The following is a 23,153-nucleotide window of genomic DNA, read 5'->3' on the forward strand; positions in this document are numbered from 1 at the left end:
CCGTCGTCCGCCCGGAGGGCGGGCCCTGCGGTGTCAGGTGCGTGCTCTCGGTGCGCCGGCGGATGTACGTGGGCTTTCGCCCGGGGCGGCGAGAGTGCGCTCATGGCGTCGCGGGGCAGGCGGGAGGTGACGGACAGGGCCTAGTTCTGGTGTCCCTCGTAGTGCGCCACCGCGTCCGCGGTGCGCCCTGCGCCGTACACCTTGAGGAACTCTGCCAGTTCCGGGTGGGTCGGGGCGAGGGAGTCGGCGGCATCGATGATGTCACCGGCGGCCGCGACCGATCGCAGCAGCGACTGGATCTCACGCACCACCCGCCGGACGGTAGGAGCGCCGCCGGTGTGGGAGGTCTGGCCGGTGCCGGTGAGGACGGAGCCGCCCTGGGACTTCTTGATCTCCTCCATGCGGTTGGTCGCCTCCCCCGCACTGACGCTGCCGTCGGCTACCTGACCGGCCAGTTCCTGGAGGGCCTGGACACGCTGGACGACCGCGGGGTTGCCGATCTTCGCCCGCTGGCCGCTCATCAGCTGGGAGAGCATGGGCGCGGACAGCCCGAGGGCCGCGGCGAGCCGGGCCTGGTTCAGGCCGAGATCGTCGATGAGCCTCCGGAACAGCGCCCCGAGAGGTTCTCCGTACCAAGTGCGCTGAAGCTCCCTGGCTCTTGCCGTTGCCTCTTGCTGAGCTACATCCATGGCGACTCCCCTTCGCTGCTGCGAACCTCGTCGAGCATCTTACGGAGCGTGGTCGCCGACCGGGAGTCCCCATCTTTTTGCAAGATTCCAGGGGGTACCCGGTACTCTGGTCTGCGGCGGTGGTCGGGACGTCTGAAGCGTCTGCTGCTGTCCGTTTTTCGGGGCCTTAGCTCAGTTGGTAGAGCGCTGCCTTTGCAAGGCAGATGTCAGGAGTTCGAATCTCCTAGGCTCCACATCTTCGAAACCCCTCTGAACTACGGAAACGTAGTTCAGAGGGGTTTCTTCGTCCTGTGGTGCCGTCGGGACCGCTGCGGCTGCTGTCCACAGCCTGTACTGCCTTCCTGGAGCTGTCCTGGAGCTGCCTGGAGTTTCCTGGAGTTGTCCTGGAGTTGTCCTGGACAGGAGTCGGCCTCAACTCGCACGTCTGGCCGCCCGTTCGGGGACTGCGCCGGTACGTCGTCACGGATCGAAGAAGGTAACGATGCCGAGTTCGAATCTCCTGGGTTCCACAGGCGACGGAAACGGGCGCCGGAAGACCACATTGTCTTCCGGCGCCCGTTTCCGTCGTGCGGGAGCAGATCAGCGGCCGTCGTCGAGATCGGTGCCGTCCACACCTTCCGGGCCGTCCGTCCCCTTGGTTCCGGTGTCGGTCGGCTTGGTCCGGCCTTCCGGGTCGACCGAGCCCGGACCGCTGCCGTCGACCGAGGACAGGGGCGCGCGGTCGGAGACCTCGGTGGGAGCGGGCGGTTCGACCAGCCAGTCCGGGTTGGCCTGCTTGTCCCACCACCTCCAGGCGGCGTAGGCGCCGCCCGCCACGATGCCGACCACGGCGAACCCCTTGAACAGTCGGCCGGCCTTCGCCCGCCGCTCGTGCTTTCTGGCCAGCTGCCTGATCTCCTTCGCGGTGACCTGGCTGCGCAGCGCGGCCAGCGCTGCGGCGCTGCGGGCCGTGGCCTCCTCGGCCAGGGGCTGGGCGACGGCCCTCGCCTGCTCGACGCGCGGCAGGGTGTAGTCGGCGGCGGTACGGGCGGCCCGGCGGGTGCGGAGCGAGGCGCGCTGGGCGGCCTCGTCGACCCTGGGGGGTACATGGGCACGGGCCAGCTCGATACGCGGTGCCAGGACCGCGTCGTACTGGACGCGGGCCTGCTGGGCTGCCTTCGACATCTTCGGCGCGAGCCGTACGCGGGCCTCGTACGCGAGATGCGCGGCCTGGTCCTTGGTCGAGCCGGCGTAGGGCGCCACCACTTCCGCGGCGTGCTGCACGCTGTCCTTCGCCGAGTCGGTTGCGGCGCGCACGCTGTCGATGCGGGTCACGGGATCCTCCTCCTTGGTGGCGGGTGGACACTCCGCCTTTCCACCCATTTCGAGATCATGCCTGTCGGACGCCTGCCTGGCATGCGGGGCGGGCATACGAGTTGTTAAGACCATCTGTGATGTATTCGGATAATGCGGTACAAGGGGGGCTTGTCGACGACAATGCCACGGTTCGGCCCGGCCTGCGCCGGTTCGTCACGCGCTTGGCCGCATTTGTTCCCGTCGGGAGCGGCACCCGGGACTTTCGGGGAAGTCGCAGGCGGGCGGGGCCGAATCGGCCCGAATGTGCGGGCGGCCGTATCGGGCAAGAAGGTGACCGCAGTGCGTCGGCGGTGGCGGCCGGGCGTCGGAGCGGACGGTCCGTGCGAGGATCGGTGGACGTCACAGAGGACTTACGGAAGGCAGATCGTGGCCGAGCAGCTTTACGCCACCTTGAAGACCAATCAGGGCGACATCGAGATCCGGCTCCTGCCGAACCACGCGCCCAAGACGGTCAAGAACTTCGTCGAGCTCGCCAAGGGCGAGCGTGAGTGGGTGCATCCCGCAACCGGCAACAAGTCCACGGACCCGCTGTACGACGGGACCGTCTTCCACCGCGTCATCAGCGGCTTCATGATCCAGGGTGGCGACCCGCTGGGCAACGGCACCGGTGGTCCGGGGTACGAGTTCGCCGACGAGTTCCACCCCGATCTCGCCTTCACCAAGCCGTACCTGCTGGCCATGGCCAACGCCGGGCCGGGCACCAACGGCTCGCAGTTCTTCCTGACGGTGTCGCCGACCGCGTGGCTGACCGGCAAGCACACCATCTTCGGTGAGGTCGTCGACCCTGCCAGCCAGAAGGTCGTGGACGCCATCGCGGCGGCCAAGACCAACGCTCGCACCGACCGCCCGCTGCAGGACGTCGTGATCGAGTCGGTCGCCATCGAGAGCCGTTGATCACCACTGGTCATCACATGATCACGTTCTGATTCGCCTTCCGGGAACCAATCGCCCTGCTCGTCCGTACTCGTTACATAGCGGACGAGCAGGGCCGCGTTGTGCGTGCTGCCGCCACGACGAGCACCGAGGGGACCGGGAAGCGATGGGACCGATGGACCAGCCGCCGGGAGACCAGGACCGGTCCGCCGCGACGGACGGCTCGCTCGACTGCTACCGCCACCCCGGCCGCGGGACGCACATCCGGTGCACCCGCTGCGACCGCCCGATCTGCCCCGAGTGCATGGTCAATGCCTCGGTCGGCTTCCAGTGCCCGGACTGCGCCCGCCAGGGAGCCGGTACGGGACACGGCCCGGGCGCCGCCCGGCCGCGCACGGTCGCCGGAGCCCCCATCGCGGGCGACCCCCGGCTCGTCACCAAGATCCTTCTCGGCATCAATATCGCCGTGTACATCGCCGTTCTGGCGAACGGGGCGCTGGTCAACGACCTGGTGCTGCTCGGCCGGGCCACGACCTCCTTCGGCGGCCCGCTGGAGGGTGTCGCCGAGGGCCAGTGGTACCGGCTGGTGACGTCGATGTTCCTGCATCAGGAGTTGTGGCACATCCTGTTCAACATGCTGGGGCTGTGGTGGCTCGGCGGGCCGCTGGAGGCCATGCTCGGCCGTGCCCGCTACCTCGCGCTCTACATGCTCTCCGGCCTGGCGGGCGGCGCCCTCACCTACTGGCTCGCCGCACCCGTTCAGGGCTCGCTGGGAGCCTCCGGGGCGATCTTCGGCCTGCTGGGTGCCACCGCTGTGCTCATGCGCCGGCTCAACTACGACATGCGCCCGGTCTTCGTGCTTCTCGCGGTGAACCTGGTCATCACCTTCAACCCCTGGGGCGGCATCGCCTGGCAGGCGCACGTCGGTGGTCTGGTCGCGGGCACACTGATCGCGATCGGCATGGTGCACGCTCCCCGTGAGCGGCGCGCGCTGGTGCAGTACGGCACCTGCGCCCTGGTCCTGGCGGCCGTGGTCGTGATCGTCGTGGCCAGAACGGCCGCGCTGACCTGAGCGGGTACCTGTCCGCCGCGTCTACTGACCTGACCGTGCTGGGCTGACCTGACCTGACCTGACCTGACCTGACCTGACCTGACCTGACCTGACCTGGCCGTGCTGGGCTGATCTGACCTGAACGGAGTGTCCTCCGCGCCCTCGGGGGTGTCTTCTCGGTCAGTTGTCCACAGTGAGCCCCAGATCTTGTGCATCCCATGGGAACAACTGTGCCCCTTGTCGCTGAGCTGGGTTTTCCCAGGAGAGACAAGGGGCGCGCCGTCCCCGGATGGGGGAAACTGCAGTCACATCGGCGTCAACAGCCAAGGAGTTATCCACAGATCGTCTGACCTTTTCCCCCGCCTGTGGATAACGCTGTGGGTAACTTGGGGCAAGGGTTGCGGGACCGGGCCCCGTTGTGGGATCAGGCCCCGCTGGGGGATCAGGCGCCCCGCGATGCTACTTCCACTGCGTGGAGACACCGAAGCCGCCGGCGATGAAACCGAAGCCGACGACGATGTTCCAGTTACCCAGCGACGAGACCGGGAGATCGCCGTCGGTCACGTAGAAGACGACGATCCAGGCCAGTCCGATCAGGAAGAGCGCCAGCATCACCGGCGCCACCCAGCTACGGCTGGTGAGCTTTATGTTGGTTGCCTGCTTCGCCGGAGGGGGCGTGAAGTCGGCCTTCTTGCGGATACGTGACTTCGGCACGAGGAACTCTCCTGTCGATGCGCTGCGTGACCGCGCAGGGAACTATGGCTGGCGCCGGGGCGGGGCGCGAGGGGGAATGCTGCCTCCCCCGGGCGTCCGTTAGCGTAGTGCTTCCGTGGCGCCGAAGGAGATAAGGGTACGTTGAGCAATTCTGCCGACTCTCCCCGAGGGCCGGTCCGGCGCACGATCCGGCACCCGGCCAGAGTGCTCTCCGCTGCCGTTTTCGCCCTCGCCGGACTGATCTTCGTCACCAGCGCCAACACGGCCAAGGGCACCAATCTCCGCACCGACTCCTCGCTGCTGAAGCTCTCCGACCTCATCCAGCAGCGCAGCGGCAAGAACGCCCAGCTGGACGAGACCAACGCGTCCGTGCGCGAGGACATCGACGCTCTCGTCCGCCGCGACGACGGCTCCACCGAGTCGGAGGCCGCCCGGCTCAAGGAGCTGGAGCGGACCGCGGGCACCACGAAGATCACCGGCCGGTCCGTGTCCGTCACGCTCGACGACGCGCCGCCCGACGCCACCGCCAACCCCGGCTACCCCGACCCGCAACCCAACGACCTGGTCATTCACCAGCAGGACCTGCAAGCCGTCGTCAACGCCCTCTGGCAGGGCGGCGCCCGGGGCATCCAGGTCATGGACCAGCGGCTGATCTCCACGAGCGCGGTGCGCTGCGTCGGCAACACGCTGATCCTCCAGGGCCGCGTCTACTCCCCGCCGTACAAGATCACCGCGGTCGGCGACCCCGCCGAGCTCAAGCAGGCGCTCGACGGCTCCCCGGCGATCAGTAACTACCTGCTCTACGTCAAGGCGTACGGGCTCGGCTGGAAAGTCGACGAGCACGGGGCGGTGACTCTTCCCGGCTACTCCGGCACAGTGGACCTCCACTACGCGGAGCCGGTGGAGTAGCGAGCAGCTGTGGGGAGGCCGACGCGGTGTCGGTGCGACTGATCGTGAGGACGTTCAGCGAACTCTGCATCACCGTCGGAGCCCTGATCGTGCTCTTCGTGGTGTACGTGCTGTTCTGGACCGGAGTGAAGGCCGCCGGCGCGACCGAGGACCAGATCGACACCCTGCGCGACCGGTGGGCGCAGGGAACGGTCTCCGCACCCGCGCCGGGCACGTCCCCGGAGCCCGCGGACCCCGCGCCCACGCCGCGTACGTCGAAGCCGTCGGCCCCCGCACCTGCGGCGTACCGGGACGGCAAGCCGTTCGCGATGCTGTACATACCCCGCTTCGGCAAGGGCTGGGAATGGCCCGTCCTGGAGAACACCGAAGTCAGGACCTTGCAGAAGGGGATCGGCCACTACAGCGGAACCGCGCGCCTCGGCGCGACAGGCAATTTCGCACTGGCCGGACACCGCCGCACGTACGGGGATCCGTTCAAGGACTTCCCGCGGCTGCGCCCGGGAGACGCGGTGGTCCTGACGGACGGGACGACGTGGTTCACGTACCGCATCGACAAGAAGCCCTACCGGACGGTGCCGAGCGACATCGGGGTCATCGATCCCGTCCCGCGCACGTCCGGCTACGACGGGCCCGGCCGCTATCTGACGCTGACCACCTGTGACCCCGAATGGGGAAGCAGCCACCGGCTGATCGCCTGGGCGCACCTCGACGCCACCCAGCCCGTGACCGACGGCAGACCGGCAGCTTTCCACAGCTGACCCATGCCGGTGCCCCGGCCCTTTAGTCTGGTCCCGTACCGAATGGAGGGGACAGCATGTACGGCTGGATCTGGCGGCACCTGCCGGGCAACGCGTGGGTGCGTGGGCTCATTTCGCTGGTGCTGGTGCTGGCTGTCGTCTACGGGCTTTTCCAGTACGTCTTCCCGTGGGCGGAACCGCTGCTTCCGTTCGGCGACGCGACCGTCGACAGCTCGACCGGATCGGGGGCAGGCCAGTGAGCGCCCGCATCCTTGTCGTGGACAACTACGACAGCTTCGTCTTCAACCTCGTCCAGTACCTCTACCAGCTCGGCGCCGAGTGCGAAGTGCTGCGCAACGACGAGGTGACGACTTCGCACGCCCAGGACGGCTTCGACGGCGTGCTGCTCTCACCCGGCCCCGGCACTCCGGAGCAGGCGGGAGTCTGCGTCGAGATGGTGCGCCACTGCGCGGCCACCGGCGTTCCGGTCTTCGGAGTCTGCCTCGGGATGCAGTCGATGGCGGTGGCCTACGGCGGTGTGGTGGACCGCGCCCCGGAGCTGCTGCACGGCAAGACCTCCCTGGTGGTCCATGGCGGCACCGGGGTCTTCGCCGGTCTGCCGTCCCCCTTCACCGCGACCCGCTACCACTCGCTCGCCGCCGAGCCCGACACGGTTCCGGCGGAGCTGGAGGTCACGGCGCGCACCGCCGACGGCATCATCATGGGGTTGCGCCACCGCGACCTGCCGGTGGAGGGCGTGCAGTTCCACCCGGAGTCGGTACTGACCGAGCACGGCCATCTGATGCTGGCCAACTGGCTGGCGCAGTGCGGCGACACGGGAGCCGTCGCCAGATCGGCGGGGCTCGCGCCGGTGGTGGGCAAGGCCGTCGCGTGACCGCACTCCGCCCCGAACACGACGCCGGACAGGACGGCCCGTACGAGCAAGGAGCGTACGAGGCCGCAGGCGCGTTCGAGGCGGCGGTCGACCGGCTGGCGGATCCGCTGAACGACCCGCTGCCGGGGCAGCACACCTCGCCGTGGTTCCGGACGGGCGACAGCCCGTCGGACGAGCCGGCGCCGGGGCGAGGTCTGCATCGGGCGCCGGACCGGCCGGCCCCGACGCCGGCGCAGGGGCCTACGCAGCCTCCACAAGGGGCGCAGAGGCCCGAGGAGACCCCGCCGGAGTGGTACGACCCGGAGGGCTTCGAACGGGACTGGTACGGGCAGCAGGGGCCCGCGCCGTCGGTCCCCGCGCCGTCGGTCCCCGCGCCCCGGGCGCGGCCTGTTCCCCGTTCCTTCCCGCTCGACGACGAGACGGTCGGTCTGCGTACCGCGGACACCCGGCGCCTGGTCGAGCAGGCGAGGACGACCCGGCAACCGCAGTCCGGTCCGGAGCCGGTCTTCGAACCGGCGCCGGAGCCGGAGCCGGAGAGCGCTGCGGAGAGCTCCGAGGAACCGGACACGGCACCTGGGACGACCGATCCGGAATCACGCACCGGCGGCCGCGCCGAGCGTCGGCGCGCTGCCAAGGGGCGTGGCCGCCGTCGTGCCGCACCGGAGCCGGAGCCGGAGCCGGAGACGACGACGCCGGCGGCGAAGCCGATGTCGCGCGTCGAGGCACGGCGTGCGGCGCGGGCGGCCAAGGACAGCCCGGCCGTCGTCGCCAGCAGGGTCGTCGGGGAACTGTTCATCTCCCTCGGCGTGCTGATGCTGCTGTTCGTCACGTACCAGCTGTGGTGGACGAATGTGCGTGCCGACCAGTACGCCGGCAAGGAGACGCACAAGATCCAGGACGACTGGGCGAAGGGTGACCGCAACCCGGGTGTGTTCGAGGCGGGGCAGGGATTCGCCATCATCCACATCCCCGAACTGGACGTCGTCGCTCCGATCGCCGAGGGCATCAGCAAGGAGAAGGTCCTCGACCGGGGCATGGTCGGCCACTACAGCGAGGGCACGCTGCGCACCGCGATGCCGTCGGCCAAACAGGGAAACTTCGCGCTGGCGGGTCACCGCAACACGCACGGAGAACCGTTCCGCTACATCAATCGGCTCCGTCCCGGTGACCTGATCGTGGTCGAGACACAGGATGCGTACTACACGTACGAGGCGACGAAGACCCTTCCGCAGACGTCGCCGTCCAACGTCTCGGTGATCGGCCCGGTGCCTCCCGGTTCGGGGTTCACCGAGCCGGGCCGCTACATCACATTGACGACCTGTACACCGGAATTCACGAGTACGTACCGTTTGATCGTCTGGGGCAAGATGGTCGACGAACGACCGCGCAGCAAGGGGAAGCCCGACGCGCTCGTCGGCTGAATCATCATCACGACAGGGACGGGTGCGGTGACAGCGAGGACCGAGCACGAAGAGCGAGTCGGCGAGTCCGCGCCCCCGCCGCGGCGCAGCGGGCGTCATCCCGTCGCGACCGCGATCAGTGTCTTCGGCGAGCTGCTGATCACCGCGGGTCTGGTGCTGGGTCTCTTCGTCGCCTACTCCCTCTGGTGGACCAACGTGCTCGCCGACCGCGAGGCCACCAAACAGGGGCACACCGTCCGCGACCGCTGGGCCGGTGGACCGGGCGCGCTGGACACCAAGGACGGCATCGGCTTCCTGCACGTTCCGTCGATGAAGAACGGCGAGGTGCTGGTCAAGAAGGGCACCGACACCGAGAACCTCAACGACGGCATCGCGGGTTACTACACGGACCCGGTGAAGTCCGCTCTCCCCTGGGACGAGCAGGGCAACTTCACCCTGGCGGCACACCGCGACGGACACGGTGCCAAGTTCCACAACATCGACAAGGTGAAGACGGGTGACGCGGTCGTCTTCGAGACCAAGGACACCTGGTACGTCTACAAGGTCTTCAGGGAGCTCCCCGAGACGTCGAAGTACAACGTCGACGTGTTGAAACCGGTGCCGAAGGGATCGGGGGCGAAGAAGCCCGGCCGCTACATCACGTTGACGACGTGCACACCGGTCTACACGTCGAAGTACCGCTACATCGTGTGGGGCGAACTGGTGCGTACGGAGAAGGTGGACAACGACCGTACGAAGCCGGCGGAGCTGCGTTAGCCGACTGGTGGCCGACCGGCCGACCTGACGAGCCGGGCCCCAAGGCGCAATCGATCCGGGCTCCGGGCCTTGCGGAGCGGTCTCTCCGGCCGCATGCGCGCTGCCTCAGCCATGACGCTGCCTCAGCTATGAGGGCAGGTGTGGCGGGTACGGCGAAGGGCCCCGGTCACCGTTGCGGTGCCGGGGCCCTCGGATGGTGCGTTCGGCGTCAGTCGCGTGAGCCGGACGGGCCGCCGAAGACGTTCCCGTTCCCGTTCCCGTTTCCGCCCATGGTGCTGAGGGTGACAGGAGTCGCCGGATCCGCCTGCGTACCCGGCTGAGGATCGATGCCGGTGACGATGGCGTTGTCGTCCTGAGAGTTGCCGTTCGCGAACTGGATGTTCGTGAAGCCGGCCTGAGCCAGCAACTGCCGGGCCTCGGAAACCCTCTTGGTCCTGACCTCGGGAACCTGTGCCTGCGTCTGCTGCGGACCCTTCGAGACCGTCAGCACGATCTGGGTTTCCAGCGGCTGCGACGAGTCCGGGGCCGGAGTCTGGCTGATGACCTGGTTGGCCGGCTTGTCCGAGTCGATGTCGGTCCTGGAGACGTTCTTGAAGCCCAGAGCGTTGAGCTGGGCCACCGCGGCGTCGTAGTCCCGGTCGGCCACGTTCGGCACCTGCTGGGTCTGCTGCTTGGCCACCGTGATCGTGACCTCGGAGTTCTTCTCGGCCTTCGAGCCGCCCTCGGGGTCCTGCTTGGTGACGGTACCCGGGGTCTTGTCGGACTCGACCGCGGTGACGTTCACCGTGAAGCCCTTGTCCTCAAGATCCTTGCGCGCGGTCGCTTCGGTCTTCTCCACGACATCCGGGACATCGACCTTCGGCGCACCGGTGGAGACGACGACCGTGACCGTGTCCTTCTCCGCCATCTTGCCGTCGGCGGGACTCTGGCTGCAGATCTTGCCCTTGGCCTGGTCCTCGCAGGGCTCGCGCGAGCCGATCTTGAGGACCACGTCGGCGTTGTCCGCGAGCCGCTGTGCTTCCTCCACGGTCGAGCCGACCAGGTTCGGCACATCGACGTTGCTGTCGCTGTTGGTGTCGCTGAACACCGACCGGCCGATCAGGATCGCCCCGATCAGCACCAGGATGCCCGCGACGACCAGCAGGATCGTCGAGGTGTTGCTCTTCTTCTGGCGGCGCCGGTCCGGGCGGTCGTCGTAGCCGTAGCCGCCGTCGTCCGGGTTGACCGGGGGCAGCATCGACGTGGGCGCGCCGTTCTGGTCCGTGGCGCGCAGTGCGGTGGTCGGCTGGTCGTTGCCGTACGCGTCGTAGCCGCCGTAACCGGGAGCGCCCATCGCCGCGGTGGCGGCGACCGGCCGGCCGTCGAGGCACGCCTCGATGTCGGCACGCATCTCGTCGGCCGACTGGTAGCGGTAGTCGGGGTCCTTGACCAGGGCCTTCAACACGATCGCGTCCATCTCGGGCGTGATCTCGGGGTCGAAGGTGCTGGGCTTCTGCGGTTCCTCCCGTACGTGCTGGTAGGCCACTGCGACGGGCGAGTCCCCGACGAACGGCGGCCGGACCGTCAACAGCTCGTAGAGCAGGCAACCGGTCGAGTAGAGGTCGGAACGCGCGTCGACCTGCTCGCCCTTGGCCTGTTCCGGGGAGAGGTACTGCGCGGTGCCGATCACGGCCGCGGTCTGGGTCATCGTCATACCGGAGTCGCCCATGGCGCGGGCGATACCGAAGTCCATGACCTTGACCTGACCGGTGCGCGTCAGCATGACGTTCGCCGGCTTGATGTCACGGTGGACGATGCCCGCGCGGTGCGAGTACTCCAGCGCCTGGAGGATGCCCACGGTCATCTCCAGGGTGCGCTCGGGCAGCAGCTTGCGGCCGGAGTGCAGAAGCTCCCTGAGCGTCGACCCATCGACGTACTCCATGACGATGTACGGGATGGAGACCCCGTCGACGTAATCCTCGCCGGTGTCGTAGACAGCGACGATCGCCGGGTGATTCAGCGAGGCGGCGGACTGGGCCTCACGGCGGAACCGGGCCTGGAAAGACGGATCGCGCGCCAGATCGGCTCGCAGTGTCTTCACAGCTACGGTGCGGCCGAGCCGGGTGTCGTGTGCGAGGTAGACCTCGGCCATGCCACCACGGCCGAGCACCGAGCCCAGCTCGTACCGGCCGCCGAGGCGACGCGGCTCTTCCATAACTGTTCCAGCCCTCTCCGTCAGTCCCGACCGCACCGGTGTGCGGTCCGGCGGTGTGCTGCTCGCGCATACGCTACCGGCCTCGCACTACCTGATCGGCCCGGAGCCCGGAGCTGATATCTGACCGGTATCCCAATGTGCAGGTACGGCGCCCAATGTGACAGGCATCACCTTTTGCTGTCGATGACTGCCTTCATCACAGCCTGTGCGATCGGGGCGGCCAGACCGCCACCGGAGATGTCGTCGCGGTTGGCCTGGCCGTCCTCGACGACCACGGCGACGGCGACCGGGGAGCCGCTGTCGGTCTTGGCATACGAGATGAACCAGGCGTACGGCTTCTCGCTGTTTTTGAGACCGTGCTGGGCCGTACCGGTCTTGCCGCCGACGGTGACGCCTGGGATCTGGGCCCGCTTTCCCGTGCCGCTCTCGACGACGGTCTGCATCATCTCCTGGAGCTTCTGCGCGTTCTCACCCGAGAGCGGCTGGCTGAGCTGCTCCTTCTCGTGGGTGTAGATCACGTCCAGGTTCGGCGCCTGGCGCTGGGCGATCATGTACGGCTGCATCAGCTTGCCGTCGTTGGCGACGGCGGCAGCGACCATCGCCATCTGCAGGGGGGTGGTGCGGTTGGACGCCTGGCCGATGCCGGCCATGGCGTTCTGCGGACGGTTGTCCTTGGGGTAGACGCTGGCGTCGGCCCGCACCGGGACGAAGATTTCCTTGTTGAAGCCGAACTTGTTGGCCTGGTCGATCATCTTCTGGTTGCCGAGGTCATCGCTGACCTTGCCGAAGACGGAGTTGCAGGACCAGCGCAGTGCCTCTCGCAGCGAGGCGTTCTCGCACGGGATGTTGCCCTCGTTGTCCAGATCCTGGGAGGTCTGCGGGAGACGCCAGGGCAGCGGCGACTTGGTGGGCTCGTCGATGCTGGAGTACAGCCCGTTCTCCAGTGCGGCCGCGGCGGTGACGACCTTGAAGGTCGAGCCCGGCGGGTAGGTCTCGCGCAATGTCCGGTTGAGCATCGGCTTGTCCTTGTCCTTCGAGAGCTTCTGCCAGGCCTTGGCGTCGGCGTCGGAGTTTCCCGCGAAGGAGGAGGGGTCGTACGAGGGGGTGCTGACGAGGGCCAGGATGGCGCCTGTCTGCGGGTCGAGAGCGGCGACGGCGCCCTTCTTGTCGCCGAGCCCCTTGAAAGCGGCCTTCTGGGCGGCGGCGTTGAGGGTGGTGACGACGTTGCCGCCCTGCTTCTTCTCACCCGTGAACATCGACAGGGTCCGGTCGAAGAAGAGCCGGTCGTCGTTGCCGGTGAGGATGCCGTCCTCCAGGTTTTCGAGCTGTGTCGCATCGAAGGCCTGTGAGGAGTAGCCCGTGACAGGGGCCCACATGGGGCCGTTCTTCCAGACCCGCTTGTACTTGAAGTCGCTGCCCTTGGTCTCGACGGAACCCGTGATCGGGTCGCCGTCGACGATGATGTTGCCGCGCTCGTGTGCGTAGCGCTCGATGCGGACGCGGCGGTTCTCGTCGCGGCTGTTCAGCTCGTCGGCGCGGACGTACTGGAGGTAGTTGGTCCGTGCGAGCAGGGCGAGGATGAGGACACCGCAGAAGATCGCGATCCGGCGGAGGGGCTTGTTCACGGTCGGACCACCTGGGTCATCTCGGCGTCGGAGGACGGGGCGGGGGCCGGGGCGGGGCGCCGGGCGGTGTCGCTGATCCGGATCAGAATGGCGATCAGCGCCCAGTTGGCCAGCACCGACGAGCCACCGTACGCAAGGAACGGCATGGTCATACCGCTCAGCGGGATGAGCCCCATGACACCGCCGGCGACCACGAAGACCTGGATCGCGAAGGCGCCGGACAGCCCGATGGCGAGCAGTTTGCCGAAGGGGTCACGGGCGGCCAGCGCCGTGCGGACGCCCCGCTCGATGATCAGGCCGTAGATCAGCAGGACGGCCATCATTCCGGCCAGCCCCAGTTCCTCGCCGACGGTGGAGAGGATGAAGTCGGCGTTGGCCGCGAAGCCGATCAGGTCGGAGTGGCCCTGTCCCCAGCCCGTGCCCAGCGTGCCGCCCGAACCGAACGACATGATGGCGTTCGAGATCTGCTCGCAGGCCCCATTGTCCGTGTAACAGGAGAACGGATCCTGCCAGGCGCTCACGCGGGCCTGCACGTGAGGCTCGAAGGACGCCACACCGACGGCGCCGACCGCGGACATCAGCAGACCGAAGACGATCCAGCTGGTCCGCTCGGTGGCGACGTACAGCATCACCACGAAGAGGCCGAAGAACAGCAGCGACGTACCGAGGTCGGTCTCGAAGACCAGGATCAGGATCGACAGGGCCCAGATCGTGATGATCGGACCGAGATCGCGTCCGCGCGGCAGGTACAGCCCCATGAACCGGCGGCTGGCCAGTGCCAGTGCGTCACGCTTCACCATGAGGTAGCCGGAGAAGAACACGGCGATCAGGATCTTGGCGAACTCTCCCGGCTGGATCGAGAGCGAGCCGAGGCTGATCCAGATCTTCGCGCCGTTCACCGCCGGGAAGAACATCGGCAGGATCAGAAGGATCAGCGCCGCGACCATCGAGATGTAGGTGTAGCGCTGAAGGATGCGGTGGTCCTTGAGGATCACCAGCACGGCGACGAAGAAGGCGACACCGATCGCCGAGTACAGCAGCTGTTTGGGGGCGTCGGCGCTGTACGACCCGTACAACGTCTCCGCGCGCTGGATCAGCCTCGGCGACTGGTCCAGCCGCCAGATCAGCACCAGCCCCAGGCCGTTGAGCAGTGTGGCGAGCGGCAGCAGCAGCGGATCCGCGTACGGCGCGAACTTCCGCACCACGAGGTGGGCGACGCCGCCGAGCAGGATGAGCCCTGCCCCGTATCCGAACATGCCGGACGGGAGCGTGCCGTCTATGGCGAGCCCGACGTTGGCGTAGGCGAACACCGAGATCGCGATGGCGAAGACCATCATCATCAATTCGGTGTTGCGGCGGCTCGGCGCGTCGATCGCGCCGATCGTGGTCGTATTGGTGACAACGCTCATGGTGCTGAAGGCCCCCTACGGCTTTACTGCTTACCGCACTGCGGGACCAGCTTTTTCTCTTCCTCCGAGAGGCTGGGACCAGGAGTGGGAGTCGCGGCGGTCGGCTTGGTCTTGGTGGTGTCGGAGGTGCCGGACGTCTTGGTGGCGTCCGAGTCCGTGCCGCTGGCTTGGCCCTCGTCGGAGCGGGCCTTCTCGTCCGCACGTCGCTGGGCGTCCTTCTTGCAGGCGGATGCCTGGACGGAGAGTTCGCCGATCTTCTCGCGTGCGGCGGTGAGGTCGCCCTCGGCGATGGTCGCCTCGACCTGCTTGCGCTGGTAGGGCGGGAGGTACTTGAGTTCGATCTCGGGGTGGTCCTTCTCGACCTTCGAGAGCGAGACCCACGCCAGGTCCTGGCTGATGCCGCGGAACAGCGCGACGTGTTCGTTCTTGGCGCCCACGTAGAACTGGTTCTGGGTCCAGCGGTAACCGCCGTAGAGACCACCGCCGACGACGGCGAGCGCGAGCACGATGTAGAAGGACCTCTTGAGCCACTTGCGGCCGCCGCCGGGTTTGGCGAAGTCGTCGTCGGTGTACGCGTCGAAGGAGCCGTGCGGCATGCCGCCGTAGCCGCCGTCTCCGCTTCCGGGCGGGCCGAAGCCACCGGCGGGAGGCGGAACGGGACGGCCGAGGCCGGCCGCTCGCCCGGCGGGGGTCTGCATGGCACCGTCGTCGTTCAGCTGGGCGGCCTGGTTCTCGGCGACCGCGCCGACGATGACCGGGGTGTCGTTGAGCTGTCCGGCCAGGGTGTCGTTGCTGTCGACGTCGAGAACGTCGGCGACGATGCAGGTGATGTTGTCCGGGCCGCCGCCGCGCAGGGCGAGCTGGATCAGCTCCTGGATGGTCTCCTGGGGGCCCTGGTAGCTGGCGAGGGTCTCTTCCATCGTCTGGTGGGAGACGACGCCGGAGAGCCCGTCGGAGCAGATCAGGTAGCGGTCGCCGACCCGGACCTCACGAATGGAGAGATCGGGTTCGACGTGGTCGCCACTGCCCAGCGCACGCATCAGGAGCGCGCGCTGCGGGTGGGTGGTGGCCTCCTCCTCGGTGATCCGGCCCTCGTCGACCAGCCGCTGCACCCAGGTGTGGTCCTGGGTGATCTGGGTGAGCACGCCTTCGCGCAGCAGGTACGCGCGGGAGTCACCGACGTGGACGAGGCCGAGGCGCTGGCCCGTCCAGAGCAGGGCTGTGAGCGTGGTGCCCATGCCCTCCAGCTGGGGGTCCTCCTCGACCATCAGGCGCAGCTGGTCATTGGCCCGCTGGACCGCGGTGCCGAGCGACGTGAGGATGTCCGAGCCCGGGACGTCGTCGTCGAGCTGGACGAGTGTGGAGATCACCTCGGAGCTGGCGACCTCGCCGGCGGCCTGTCCACCCATCCCGTCGGCAATGGCGAGAAGGCGAGGACCGGCGTAACCGGAGTCCTCGTTCCCTTCCCGGATCATGCCCTTGTGCGATCCGGCGGCGAAGCGCAGGGAAAGACTCATGCGCACCTCGCCCGTCGGCTCGGGGTACAGCCGGTCTCGAGCCACACTGCCCACCCTCCGCTCGGGAGCCGGGCCGGGTCCGTTGCCCGGGCCGCCGCGGCTCGCTCGCTCCGCTCGCTCATTGTCGTACTACTTCCGCAGCTCGATGACGGTCTTGCCGATCCGGATCGGCGCGCCCAGCGGAACAGGTGTCGGGGTGGTGAGCCGGGTCCGGTCGAGATACGTGCCGTTGGTGGACCCGAGATCCTCGACGATCCACTGGCCGTCACGGTCGGGGTAGATCCTGGCATGCCTGCTGGACGCGTAGTCGTCGTCCAGGACGATCGTTGAGTCATGGGCCCGGCCCAGCGTGATGGTCTGCCCCTGGAGCGCCACCGTGGTGCCGGTGAGGGTGCCCTCGGAGACGACCAGCTTCGTGGGTGCCCCCCGGCGCTGGCGGCCGGGCTGCTGGCGTTGCTGCGGCGGTGCCGCGGCGTTCTGGCGCGCCTGTGGCGGCCGTGCGTCGGCCGCAGTGCGGCGTGAGCCGCGCTGCGTGACGCGCGTGCCGAACAGGTCGCTGCGGATGACCTGGACGGCCACGATCACGAACAGCCACAGAACAGCCAGGAAACCTAGCCGCATGACCGTCAGGGTCAGCTCTGACATTGCCCCCGCTTCACCCTTCGGCTTGCCGGTAAACGATGGTGGTGCTGCCCACGACAATCCGCGAGCCGTCGCGGAGCGTAGCGCGGGTGGTGTGCTGCCCGTCTACCACGATGCCGTTGGTAGATCCGAGATCCTGGATCGTCGAGGGCGTTCCGGTCCGGATCTCACAGTGCCGGCGCGAGACGCCGGGGTCGTCGATCCGCACGTCGGCGTCGGTGCTGCGTCCCAGCACCAGCGTCGGGCGGGAGATCTGATGGCGGGTGCCGTTGATCTCGATCCAGCGTCGCACCTGCGCGTTGGGCAGGTGGCCCGGGCCGGCCGGCGGGTGCCGGTCGGTGCTGGGCGCCCCGGGCCTGCCGGCGCTCGGTGGTGGTGCGGAAGGCATGGGGGGAGCGGAGCTGGGCGGGTAGCCGTAGCCGCCGGTGGGCTGCGGAGATCGTCCTCCGGGGCCCGGCTGCGGGGGCTGGGCGTGCTGTCCCGGGTGGCTCTGCGATCCTTGTCGGCCCTGGGGGGCCTGCTGCTGCGACGAGCTCGACGCCAGGGTGCGGCTGCGTACCCGGTAGAGCCCGGTGTCGAGGTCCTCGGCCTTCTCCAGGTGGACCTTGATGGGGCCCATGAAGGTGTATCGCTGCTGCTTGGCGTAGTCGCGGACCAGGCCCGAGAGTTCGTCGCCCAACTGGCCCGAGTACGGGCTGAGTCGCTCGTAGTCCGGGGTGCTGAGTTCGACGATGAAGTCGTTGGGGACGACGGTCCGCTCACGGTTCCAGATCGTCGCGTTGTTGTCGCACTCGCGCTGGAGGGCTCCCGCGATCTCGACCGGCTGGACCTCGGACTTGAAGACCTTGGCGAAGGTGCCGTTGACCAGACCTTCGAGACGCTGCTCGAAACGCTTCATGACTCCCATGGGGCACCTCCTCCGTTGTGGTCGTCCCTGTACTGCTTACTGATCGTATCCACGCGTCGGGAAATCGGCTGGTTCCCCTTGTCTGCCCTGTGGATGAGTGTCACCTCTCACACGGATCGTAGAGGCGGCCTCCAGACAGTGTCCCGCACCTGGGGTGCACTGAGGAGGAGTGGGGGCAGCCGTATGGCGTTCCCGGTTCCCGCCAGTCGTTCGGTGAAACAACGGATGTGAATCCACCCTGTCCAGCGTGCTAATCTTCCGGATGTCGCCAGGGGCTCGCACCGAACAGTGAGAGAGTCTGGAAACACCACTCTTGCGCGAGTGGCGGAACGGCAGACGCGCTGGCTTCAGGTGCCAGTGTCCTTAGGGACGTGGGGGTTCAAATCCCCCCTCGCGCACAAGTAGAGAAGCCCCGCAGGCCAACGGTCTGCGGGGCTTCTTCGTTCCCGGATCTGGTTTCACGTGAAACACCGAATTCGGGGATTCTTGCGGCGATGCGGGGCTGATGTGAGGCTTGAGGGCTTCCGGGTCATGTGTCGCTTATCAGGTCTCTGTGGCTTACGAGACTTACGTGAGCCGATGTTCTGTTCGGTCCCGGCCGTCGTGTCGGAGGCGCCGGGCGGGTCGGCGGCTGCTCGGCCGAGTCAGGTCTTCGGTGCCTGCGAGGTGGTCGCGCTCGTGTTCGCCCTGTTGTAGCGCACCAGGTACTCCGCGAAGGTGGCGAGATCGTCCGCCGTCCAGTCCCCGAGGCGTTCCTGGTAGGCGGAGCGGCGGCTGGCCTGTGTCGATGCGAGCGCCTTGGTTCCGGCCTCGGTGGGGTGCAGTACCTGGATGCGGTGGTCGTCGGGGTCCGGGTGGCGCTCGACCAGTCCCAGTTTCTCCAGGGCGCCGATCTGCCGGCTGACTGTCGATTTGTCCAGCATGTAATGCGCGGCCAGGTCCGTTGCGCGACAGCCGTGCCGGTCGTCGATGTGCGACAGCAGCGTGTACGAGACCAGTGACAGCTCCGGGTGAAGGCGGGCCGCCGCGGCCCGCGCGCGGCGTGCGAAAGCGGTCAGTTCGCGCTGGATGACATCCAGTGATTCTTCGCGTTCTCCGGGGGTCTCTGGCACTGATCCGCCTTCCGTTTCGCCATCCTCAAGTTTTCAGTTGTATAGTACAACGGGTTATGAGTTGTAAAAGCCAACTATTGGAGTGTTCCGAATGTCGTCAGGCCCGAGTGCCGCCGCCGGCTCCAACGCCGCTGCTCTGCGTCATGTGCTGAGCCATCTCGTCACGCCGCTTCTGATGTGCGTCGGCATGGGGCTCGCCTACCTCGGGGCGTTCCACGCCCCTGAGCCGCACGATCTGCGGGTGGATGTGGTCGGGTCGGGGCCGAGCGCGCAGGTGCTCGCGCAGACGCTGCAGGACAAGGGTGACGGGGCGCTGAGTGTGCGCACCGTCCCTGATCGCGCGACGGCGGTGAACCACCTCAGCACGCAGGCAAGTTACGGCGCCTACCTGCCGGGGAAGCACCCGGAGCTGCTGGTGGCCAGTGCGTCATCCGACACCAGTGCCACGGTCGTCGAGAAGGTCTTCACCGAGGTCGCGGCCGGGCAGGGGCATCCGCTGAAGGTGACGGACACGGCACCGACCGCCGACGGGGATCCGACCGGCCAGGGCATCTTCTTCCTGCTGGTCGCGGTCAGTATTGGCTCGTATGCGTCGGTCGCGGTGATCGGTGGTGCCGGCGCGGTGCTGGCGCTGCGGATCAGGGCCGCTCTGACGGTTGCCGCCTCCCTGGTGGTGAGCCTGATCGGAGCGGTCTTCGCCGGTCCGCTGTTCGGTCTCGTCGACCACGGTCTCGGCGGTCTCTGGGCGATGGCCTGGCTCTATTCGCTGGGCATTCTGCTGATCGGCGTCGGGCTGCACACCTTCCTCAAGCGGTGGACGACGCTCGGCGTGATGGTGCTCTTCGTGATGCTCAACTTCACCAGCTCCGGCGGCATCTTCCGGCCGGAACTGCAGCCCGGTTTCTTCGGCGCGCTGCATTCCTTCTGGAACGGTGCGGGCTTCGTCGAGGGCGTACGCAGCCACGTGTACTTCGCCGGACACGCACTCGGCAGGAATGTGCTGGTGCTCGTGCTCTGGTTCGTGGTGGGCCTCGCGGTGATGGGTGCGGCGGGGCTGGCCGAGGCGAAGCGGCGGAAGGCCGCCGCGGAGACGGCTTTGGCCGGTGCCGGTGCCGGTGCCATTGCCGCGCCGGAGACCGGGGGCACGGGGGATGCGCAGGGGCATGGGCGGCACGTCAGGTCCGAAGCCCGGACCGGGGCGGACGGCGAGGAGGCGCTGGAGGAAGAGCTGGAGGAGGCCGTCGGAGTCTGACCGGATGAACGCGTCCGGGCAGGACCGCGGCGTGCGACCGCGACGGGGTGGCATGTGAGCTGGACGAATTGCTGTCCACAGGCCGTGAGGTGAGTTTTCCACAGGGGAGGACGCCTTTTGACGGGCGGCGGTACCTTCGTCGCAATTGATCTGCGACAGGGCATGGGGCCGGATGCGCAGGGCGAGGCGGGGGAGGCTGCGCGGCATGGGTGAAATCGAAGCGACAGTGCCGGTTCAGCGGGCTGCGACGGATGATCCGCGCATTCCGGTCGTGCCGGGATTCGCGCGCCGGGCGGCTGCGGCGGGCAAGGGGGCATCGCCGTCGCCCAGGCAGGCGGGAAAGGCGCTGAGGGAGAGGGTGCCCAGGGCTTCCCACTCCGTCCTTGACCTTCCGGCCGGGCGGCCCGACGCCGTGCGGGCGGTGGAGGAGTCGAACCGGGGCAGGGTGCCCGATCTCGCCCCGATCCGGGTCGGGCGGATGGCGGCGACGCCGTTCGCGTTCTTGCGCGGTTCGGCCGGTCTGATGGCCCATGACCTGGTCGGCACGCCGGTCAGCGGGGTGGGCGCCCAACTCTGCGGCGATGCGCACGCGGCCAATTTCGGGTTGTACGGCGATGCGCGGGGCAGCCTGGTCATCGATCTGAACGATTTTGACGAGACCGTGTTCGGCCCCTGGGAATGGGACCTCAAGCGCCTCGCCACCTCATTGGTGCTCGCCGGGCGCGAGGCCGGGGCGGACGAGAGCACCTGTCGACAGGGGGCGTACGACACGGTGGGTGCCTATCGGCGGACGATGCGGCTGCTGGCCAAGCTGCCCGCGCTCGACGCCTGGAACGCCATCGCGGACGAGGAGTTGGTCTCGCACACGGACGCGCGGGATCTGCTCGGCACCCTGGAGCGGGTCTCGGAGAAGGCCCGTAAGAACACCAGCGCCCGCTTCGCGGCCAAGTCCACCGAGGTCCACGGGGACGGCGGACGCCGCTTCGTGGACGCGCCGCCGGTGCTGAGGCGGGTGCCGGACGGGGAGGCCGCGGCGGTGGCGGCGTCACTCGGCGGCTATCTGGCCACCATCTCGGAGGATCGCGTACCGCTCCTCGCCCGGTACGCGATCCATGACGTGGCGTTCCGGGTGGTCGGCACGGGCAGCGTCGGCACGCGGTCGTACGTGGTGCTTCTGCTGGACCACCGTGGTGAGCCCTTGGTACTGCAGGTGAAGGAGGCGCGGCGGTCCGTGCTGTCGCCCTACCTCCCGGCTGTCGGGTTCGATGTGCCGGAGGCGGCACACGAGGGGCGCAGGGTGGTGCTCGGGCAGAAGCGCATGCAGGTCGTCAGCGACATTCTGCTCGGGTGGGCCACCGTGGACGGGCGCCCTTTCCAGGTGCGGCAGTTCAGGAACCGCAAGGGCAGCGTGGATCCGGCGGCACTGGCGGCCGACCAGGTGGACGACTACGGCCGGATGACCGGCGCACTCCTGGCCCGGGCCCACGCGCACAGCGCCGATCCGCGACTGCTCGCGGGCTACTGCGGTAAGAGCGAGGAGCTGGACGAGGCGGTGGCGGCGTTCGCGGTGACGTACGCGGACCGCACGGAGGCGGATCACGCACAGCTGGTCCGGGCCATCGGTTCGGGGCGGATAGCCGCCGAACCGGGCGTGTGAGGGCCACGGTGCCGACCGCGTGTCCTCGGGGCGCGCACGGTGGCCATACGCTGGACGGGTGACCCACGAAGCCGCCGGGGTGCCGACCACCCGGAACGACGATGACCGGCAGGACAACCACCGCCCGGACAGCGACCGGCCGCACGAGCACTCCGAGCAGCGTGTGCAGGACGCGCGGTACGGAGGACCGGCCGGTGCCGACGCGGAGACCGGTGCCGCCGCCGGGCCTGCCGACGAGGCCGGCGGGGCCGGTGGCGGGACCGCGGGGGAGACCCGGCCCGAGGCCCGGCTCGCGAAGGCCGTGCGGGCGGCGGAGCAGGCGCTGATCGAGTTCGAGATAGCGGTGGAGACCTTCCGGGTGGAGGTCGAGAACTTCTCCCGGCTGCACCACCAGAAGCTCGGGCCCATGTACACCCGCCTCGATGAGCTCGACGCGCAGATCGCGGAGGCCCGGGCCGCCATGACCGGCGATCCCGAGGACCTCCGCAAGGCGCAGGAGGCGCGGGCGGTCGTGATGCCGATGCCGGGCGTCGACGAGCTGTTCCACGACTGGATCGACTCGGACGGACTGTCCCCCGAGGCGGCGGCGATGCTGACCGAGCAGCCCGTCCGTCCGCCGAAGCGGGTGCGGCCGACCGAGGAGGCACGCAAGCTCTACCGGGAGCTGGCCCGGAAGGCCCACCCGGATCTGGCACAGGACGAGACGGAGCGGGCACGCCGTGAGGAGTTCATCACCCGCGTCAACGCCGCCTACGGGCGGGGGGACGAGGCGCTGCTGACGGAGTTGGCGCAGGAGTGGGCTGCGGGACCGGTGGTACCGGAGACGGAGCTCAGCGAGAGCGAGGAGCTCTACGCCCGGCTGAACTGGCTGACTCAGCGCAAGGAACTCCTGACGGTGCTCGCCCGGGAGCTGGAGGAGAGCGCGATCGGAGCCATGCTGCGGATGGCGCCCGACGATCCGGATCGGCTGCTCGACGAGATCGCCGAGCAGTTGCTGGGCGAGGTCGCTCGGCGTGAGACGGAGCTGGCGGGTCTGGTGCAGTAGCGTTCCAGGTGACTCTGGAGCGTACGTACGAGAGAAGGCATGACCCATGAATTTCGCCTCGCTGCCCTCGGTGGACGCCGCGGCGGTGCCGTCGGACGGCTTTGTGCTGGACGTCCGCGAGGACAACGAATGGGCGGCCGGGCATGTCGAAGGTGCCCTGCACATCCCGATGAGTGACTTCGTGAGCCGCTTCGGTGAGCTGGCCGAGGCTGCCGAGGAGGGGCGGCGCCTGCATGTGATGTGCCGGGTCGGTGGCCGTTCGGCCCAGGTCACCCAGTACCTGGTGCAGCAGGGCATCGACGCCGTGAACATCGACGGCGGGATGCTTGCCTGGGACGGTGCCGGACGTCCGATGGTCACCGACAACGGCAGCCCGGCATTCGTGCTCTGAG

General features: G+C 68.3%; 22 protein-coding genes and 2 tRNA genes. 14 read left to right on the forward strand and 10 right to left on the reverse strand.

All coding sequences use genetic code 11. From position 1 onward, the window contains the following. Window positions 1-140: 140 nt before the first annotated feature. On the reverse strand, window positions 141-689 hold the full coding sequence (locus tag ACFVUT_RS23435; RefSeq protein ID WP_389650601.1) for a DNA-binding protein: 549 nt from the start codon (window positions 687-689) through the stop codon (window positions 141-143). A gap of 160 nt (window positions 690-849) precedes the next feature. On the opposite strand from ACFVUT_RS23435, the gene ACFVUT_RS23440 reads away from it, so the two are divergent. Beyond that, window positions 850-922 (forward strand) — tRNA-Ala (locus ACFVUT_RS23440). Between the two features lie 346 nt (window positions 923-1,268). On the opposite strand, the gene ACFVUT_RS23445 is transcribed toward ACFVUT_RS23440, so the two are convergent. Continuing rightward, complete coding sequence (locus tag ACFVUT_RS23445; protein ID WP_389650598.1) at window positions 1,269-2,003, reverse strand: DUF5324 family protein; 735 nt, start codon at window positions 2,001-2,003, stop codon at window positions 1,269-1,271. A 408-nt stretch (window positions 2,004-2,411) separates the two neighbouring features. Between ACFVUT_RS23445 and ACFVUT_RS23450 the strand changes: the two genes are divergently transcribed. Continuing rightward, a complete protein-coding gene (locus ACFVUT_RS23450) occupies window positions 2,412-2,939 on the forward strand; it encodes a peptidylprolyl isomerase (protein ID WP_389650595.1) in 528 nt (175 codons plus the stop codon). A 154-nt stretch (window positions 2,940-3,093) separates the two neighbouring features. Continuing rightward, complete coding sequence (locus ACFVUT_RS23455; RefSeq protein WP_389651033.1) at window positions 3,094-3,990, forward strand: rhomboid family intramembrane serine protease; 897 nt, start codon at window positions 3,094-3,096, stop codon at window positions 3,988-3,990. Between the two features lie 438 nt (window positions 3,991-4,428). Here ACFVUT_RS23455 and crgA read toward each other — a convergent pair whose 3' ends face one another. After that, window positions 4,429-4,683, reverse strand: coding sequence for a cell division protein CrgA (crgA, locus tag ACFVUT_RS23460; protein ID WP_389650592.1), 255 nt, complete (start codon window positions 4,681-4,683; stop codon window positions 4,429-4,431). A gap of 141 nt (window positions 4,684-4,824) precedes the next feature. Between crgA and ACFVUT_RS23465 the strand changes: the two genes are divergently transcribed. From ACFVUT_RS23465 to ACFVUT_RS23490, 6 genes are read left to right on the forward strand one after another with little or no spacing between them, the layout of a single operon-like run. Continuing rightward, a complete protein-coding gene (locus ACFVUT_RS23465) occupies window positions 4,825-5,592 on the forward strand; it encodes a DUF881 domain-containing protein (RefSeq protein ID WP_389650589.1) in 768 nt (255 codons plus the stop codon). 26 nt (window positions 5,593-5,618) lie between these two features. After that, complete coding sequence (locus tag ACFVUT_RS23470; protein WP_389650586.1) at window positions 5,619-6,350, forward strand: class E sortase; 732 nt, start codon at window positions 5,619-5,621, stop codon at window positions 6,348-6,350. 56 nt (window positions 6,351-6,406) lie between these two features. Further along, window positions 6,407-6,589, forward strand: coding sequence for a hypothetical protein (locus tag ACFVUT_RS23475; protein ID WP_389650582.1), 183 nt, complete (start codon window positions 6,407-6,409; stop codon window positions 6,587-6,589). Next, complete coding sequence (locus ACFVUT_RS23480) at window positions 6,586-7,224, forward strand: aminodeoxychorismate/anthranilate synthase component II (RefSeq protein ID WP_389650579.1); 639 nt, start codon at window positions 6,586-6,588, stop codon at window positions 7,222-7,224. The genes ACFVUT_RS23475 and ACFVUT_RS23480 overlap by 4 nt, the downstream gene beginning before the upstream one ends. Continuing rightward, entirely contained in the window at window positions 7,221-8,645 is a 1,425-nt protein-coding gene (locus tag ACFVUT_RS23485) for a class E sortase (protein ID WP_389650576.1), read from the forward strand. Before ACFVUT_RS23480 ends, ACFVUT_RS23485 begins: the two co-directional genes overlap by 4 nt. Window positions 8,646-8,672: 27 nt before the next feature. Then, complete coding sequence (locus ACFVUT_RS23490) at window positions 8,673-9,401, forward strand: class E sortase (protein ID WP_389650573.1); 729 nt, start codon at window positions 8,673-8,675, stop codon at window positions 9,399-9,401. Window positions 9,402-9,609: 208 nt separating this feature from the next. Here ACFVUT_RS23490 and pknB read toward each other — a convergent pair whose 3' ends face one another. The 6 genes from pknB to ACFVUT_RS23520 form a co-directional block, all read right to left on the reverse strand. Beyond that, window positions 9,610-11,595, reverse strand: coding sequence for a Stk1 family PASTA domain-containing Ser/Thr kinase (gene pknB / locus ACFVUT_RS23495; protein WP_389650570.1), 1,986 nt, complete (start codon window positions 11,593-11,595; stop codon window positions 9,610-9,612). A gap of 167 nt (window positions 11,596-11,762) precedes the next feature. After that, entirely contained in the window at window positions 11,763-13,220 is a 1,458-nt protein-coding gene (locus ACFVUT_RS23500; protein WP_389650567.1) for a peptidoglycan D,D-transpeptidase FtsI family protein, read from the reverse strand. Continuing rightward, window positions 13,217-14,629: an FtsW/RodA/SpoVE family cell cycle protein gene (locus ACFVUT_RS23505; RefSeq protein ID WP_389650564.1), complete on the reverse strand. Its 1,413-nt coding sequence runs from the start codon at window positions 14,627-14,629 to the stop codon at window positions 13,217-13,219. Before ACFVUT_RS23505 ends, ACFVUT_RS23500 begins: the two co-directional genes overlap by 4 nt. A 23-nt stretch (window positions 14,630-14,652) precedes the next feature. Further along, window positions 14,653-16,146, reverse strand: coding sequence for a PP2C family protein-serine/threonine phosphatase (locus ACFVUT_RS23510; RefSeq protein ID WP_389650562.1), 1,494 nt, complete (start codon window positions 16,144-16,146; stop codon window positions 14,653-14,655). Between the two features lie 129 nt (window positions 16,147-16,275). After that, a complete protein-coding gene (locus ACFVUT_RS23515; protein WP_136326722.1) occupies window positions 16,276-16,791 on the reverse strand; it encodes an FHA domain-containing protein in 516 nt (171 codons plus the stop codon). Between the two features lie 10 nt (window positions 16,792-16,801). Beyond that, window positions 16,802-17,695, reverse strand: a complete 894-nt coding sequence (locus tag ACFVUT_RS23520; RefSeq protein ID WP_389650559.1) for an FhaA domain-containing protein — start codon at window positions 17,693-17,695, stop codon at window positions 16,802-16,804. A 315-nt stretch (window positions 17,696-18,010) separates the two neighbouring features. On the opposite strand from ACFVUT_RS23520, the gene ACFVUT_RS23525 reads away from it, so the two are divergent. Beyond that, window positions 18,011-18,093, forward strand: a tRNA-Leu gene (locus tag ACFVUT_RS23525). Between the two features lie 246 nt (window positions 18,094-18,339). Here the strand turns inward: ACFVUT_RS23525 and ACFVUT_RS23530 are convergent. Next, complete coding sequence (locus ACFVUT_RS23530; protein ID WP_389650556.1) at window positions 18,340-18,807, reverse strand: MarR family winged helix-turn-helix transcriptional regulator; 468 nt, start codon at window positions 18,805-18,807, stop codon at window positions 18,340-18,342. A gap of 91 nt (window positions 18,808-18,898) precedes the next feature. Between ACFVUT_RS23530 and ACFVUT_RS23535 the strand changes: the two genes are divergently transcribed. From ACFVUT_RS23535 to ACFVUT_RS23550, 4 genes are all read left to right on the forward strand, one after another. After that, complete coding sequence (locus ACFVUT_RS23535) at window positions 18,899-20,059, forward strand: hypothetical protein (protein ID WP_389650554.1); 1,161 nt, start codon at window positions 18,899-18,901, stop codon at window positions 20,057-20,059. A gap of 205 nt (window positions 20,060-20,264) precedes the next feature. Beyond that, entirely contained in the window at window positions 20,265-21,716 is a 1,452-nt protein-coding gene (locus ACFVUT_RS23540) for a DUF2252 domain-containing protein (protein WP_389650552.1), read from the forward strand. A 58-nt stretch (window positions 21,717-21,774) separates the two neighbouring features. Continuing rightward, window positions 21,775-22,761 carry a J domain-containing protein gene (locus ACFVUT_RS23545; protein ID WP_389650549.1) on the forward strand — a complete coding sequence of 329 codons (987 nt, stop codon included), beginning with the start codon at window positions 21,775-21,777 and terminating at the stop codon, window positions 22,759-22,761. A gap of 46 nt (window positions 22,762-22,807) precedes the next feature. Further along, window positions 22,808-23,152 (forward strand): rhodanese-like domain-containing protein, encoded by a 345-nt coding sequence (locus ACFVUT_RS23550; RefSeq protein ID WP_389650546.1) that lies wholly within the window; start codon window positions 22,808-22,810, stop codon window positions 23,150-23,152. Window position 23,153 lies beyond the last annotated feature (1 nt).

The organism is Streptomyces sp. NPDC058051 (assembly GCF_042885475.1).
In the GTDB taxonomy this organism is placed as follows: Bacteria; Actinomycetota; Actinomycetes; order Streptomycetales; family Streptomycetaceae; genus Streptomyces.

Bases quoted from the DNA above. Each gene is read 5' to 3' on its own strand.
- ACFVUT_RS23475 (WP_389650582.1), top strand. From the start codon at position 6,407: ATGTACGGCTGGATCTGGCGGCACCTGCCGGGCAACGCGTGGGTGCGT.
- ACFVUT_RS23455 (WP_389651033.1), top strand. From the start codon at position 3,094: ATGGACCAGCCGCCGGGAGACCAGGACCGGTCCGCCGCGACGGACGGC.
- ACFVUT_RS23515 (WP_136326722.1), bottom strand. From the start codon at position 16,791: ATGTCAGAGCTGACCCTGACGGTCATGCGGCTAGGTTTCCTGGCTGTT.
- pknB (WP_389650570.1), bottom strand. From the start codon at position 11,595: ATGGAAGAGCCGCGTCGCCTCGGCGGCCGGTACGAGCTGGGCTCGGTG.
- ACFVUT_RS23540 (WP_389650552.1), top strand. From the start codon at position 20,265: ATGGGTGAAATCGAAGCGACAGTGCCGGTTCAGCGGGCTGCGACGGAT.
- ACFVUT_RS23520 (WP_389650559.1), bottom strand. From the start codon at position 17,695: ATGGGAGTCATGAAGCGTTTCGAGCAGCGTCTCGAAGGTCTGGTCAAC.
- ACFVUT_RS23535 (WP_389650554.1), top strand. From the start codon at position 18,899: ATGTCGTCAGGCCCGAGTGCCGCCGCCGGCTCCAACGCCGCTGCTCTG.
- ACFVUT_RS23435 (WP_389650601.1), bottom strand. From the start codon at position 689: ATGGATGTAGCTCAGCAAGAGGCAACGGCAAGAGCCAGGGAGCTTCAG.
- ACFVUT_RS23510 (WP_389650562.1), bottom strand. From the start codon at position 16,146: ATGAGTCTTTCCCTGCGCTTCGCCGCCGGATCGCACAAGGGCATGATC.
- ACFVUT_RS23505 (WP_389650564.1), bottom strand. From the start codon at position 14,629: ATGAGCGTTGTCACCAATACGACCACGATCGGCGCGATCGACGCGCCG.
- ACFVUT_RS23550 (WP_389650546.1), top strand. From the start codon at position 22,808: ATGAATTTCGCCTCGCTGCCCTCGGTGGACGCCGCGGCGGTGCCGTCG.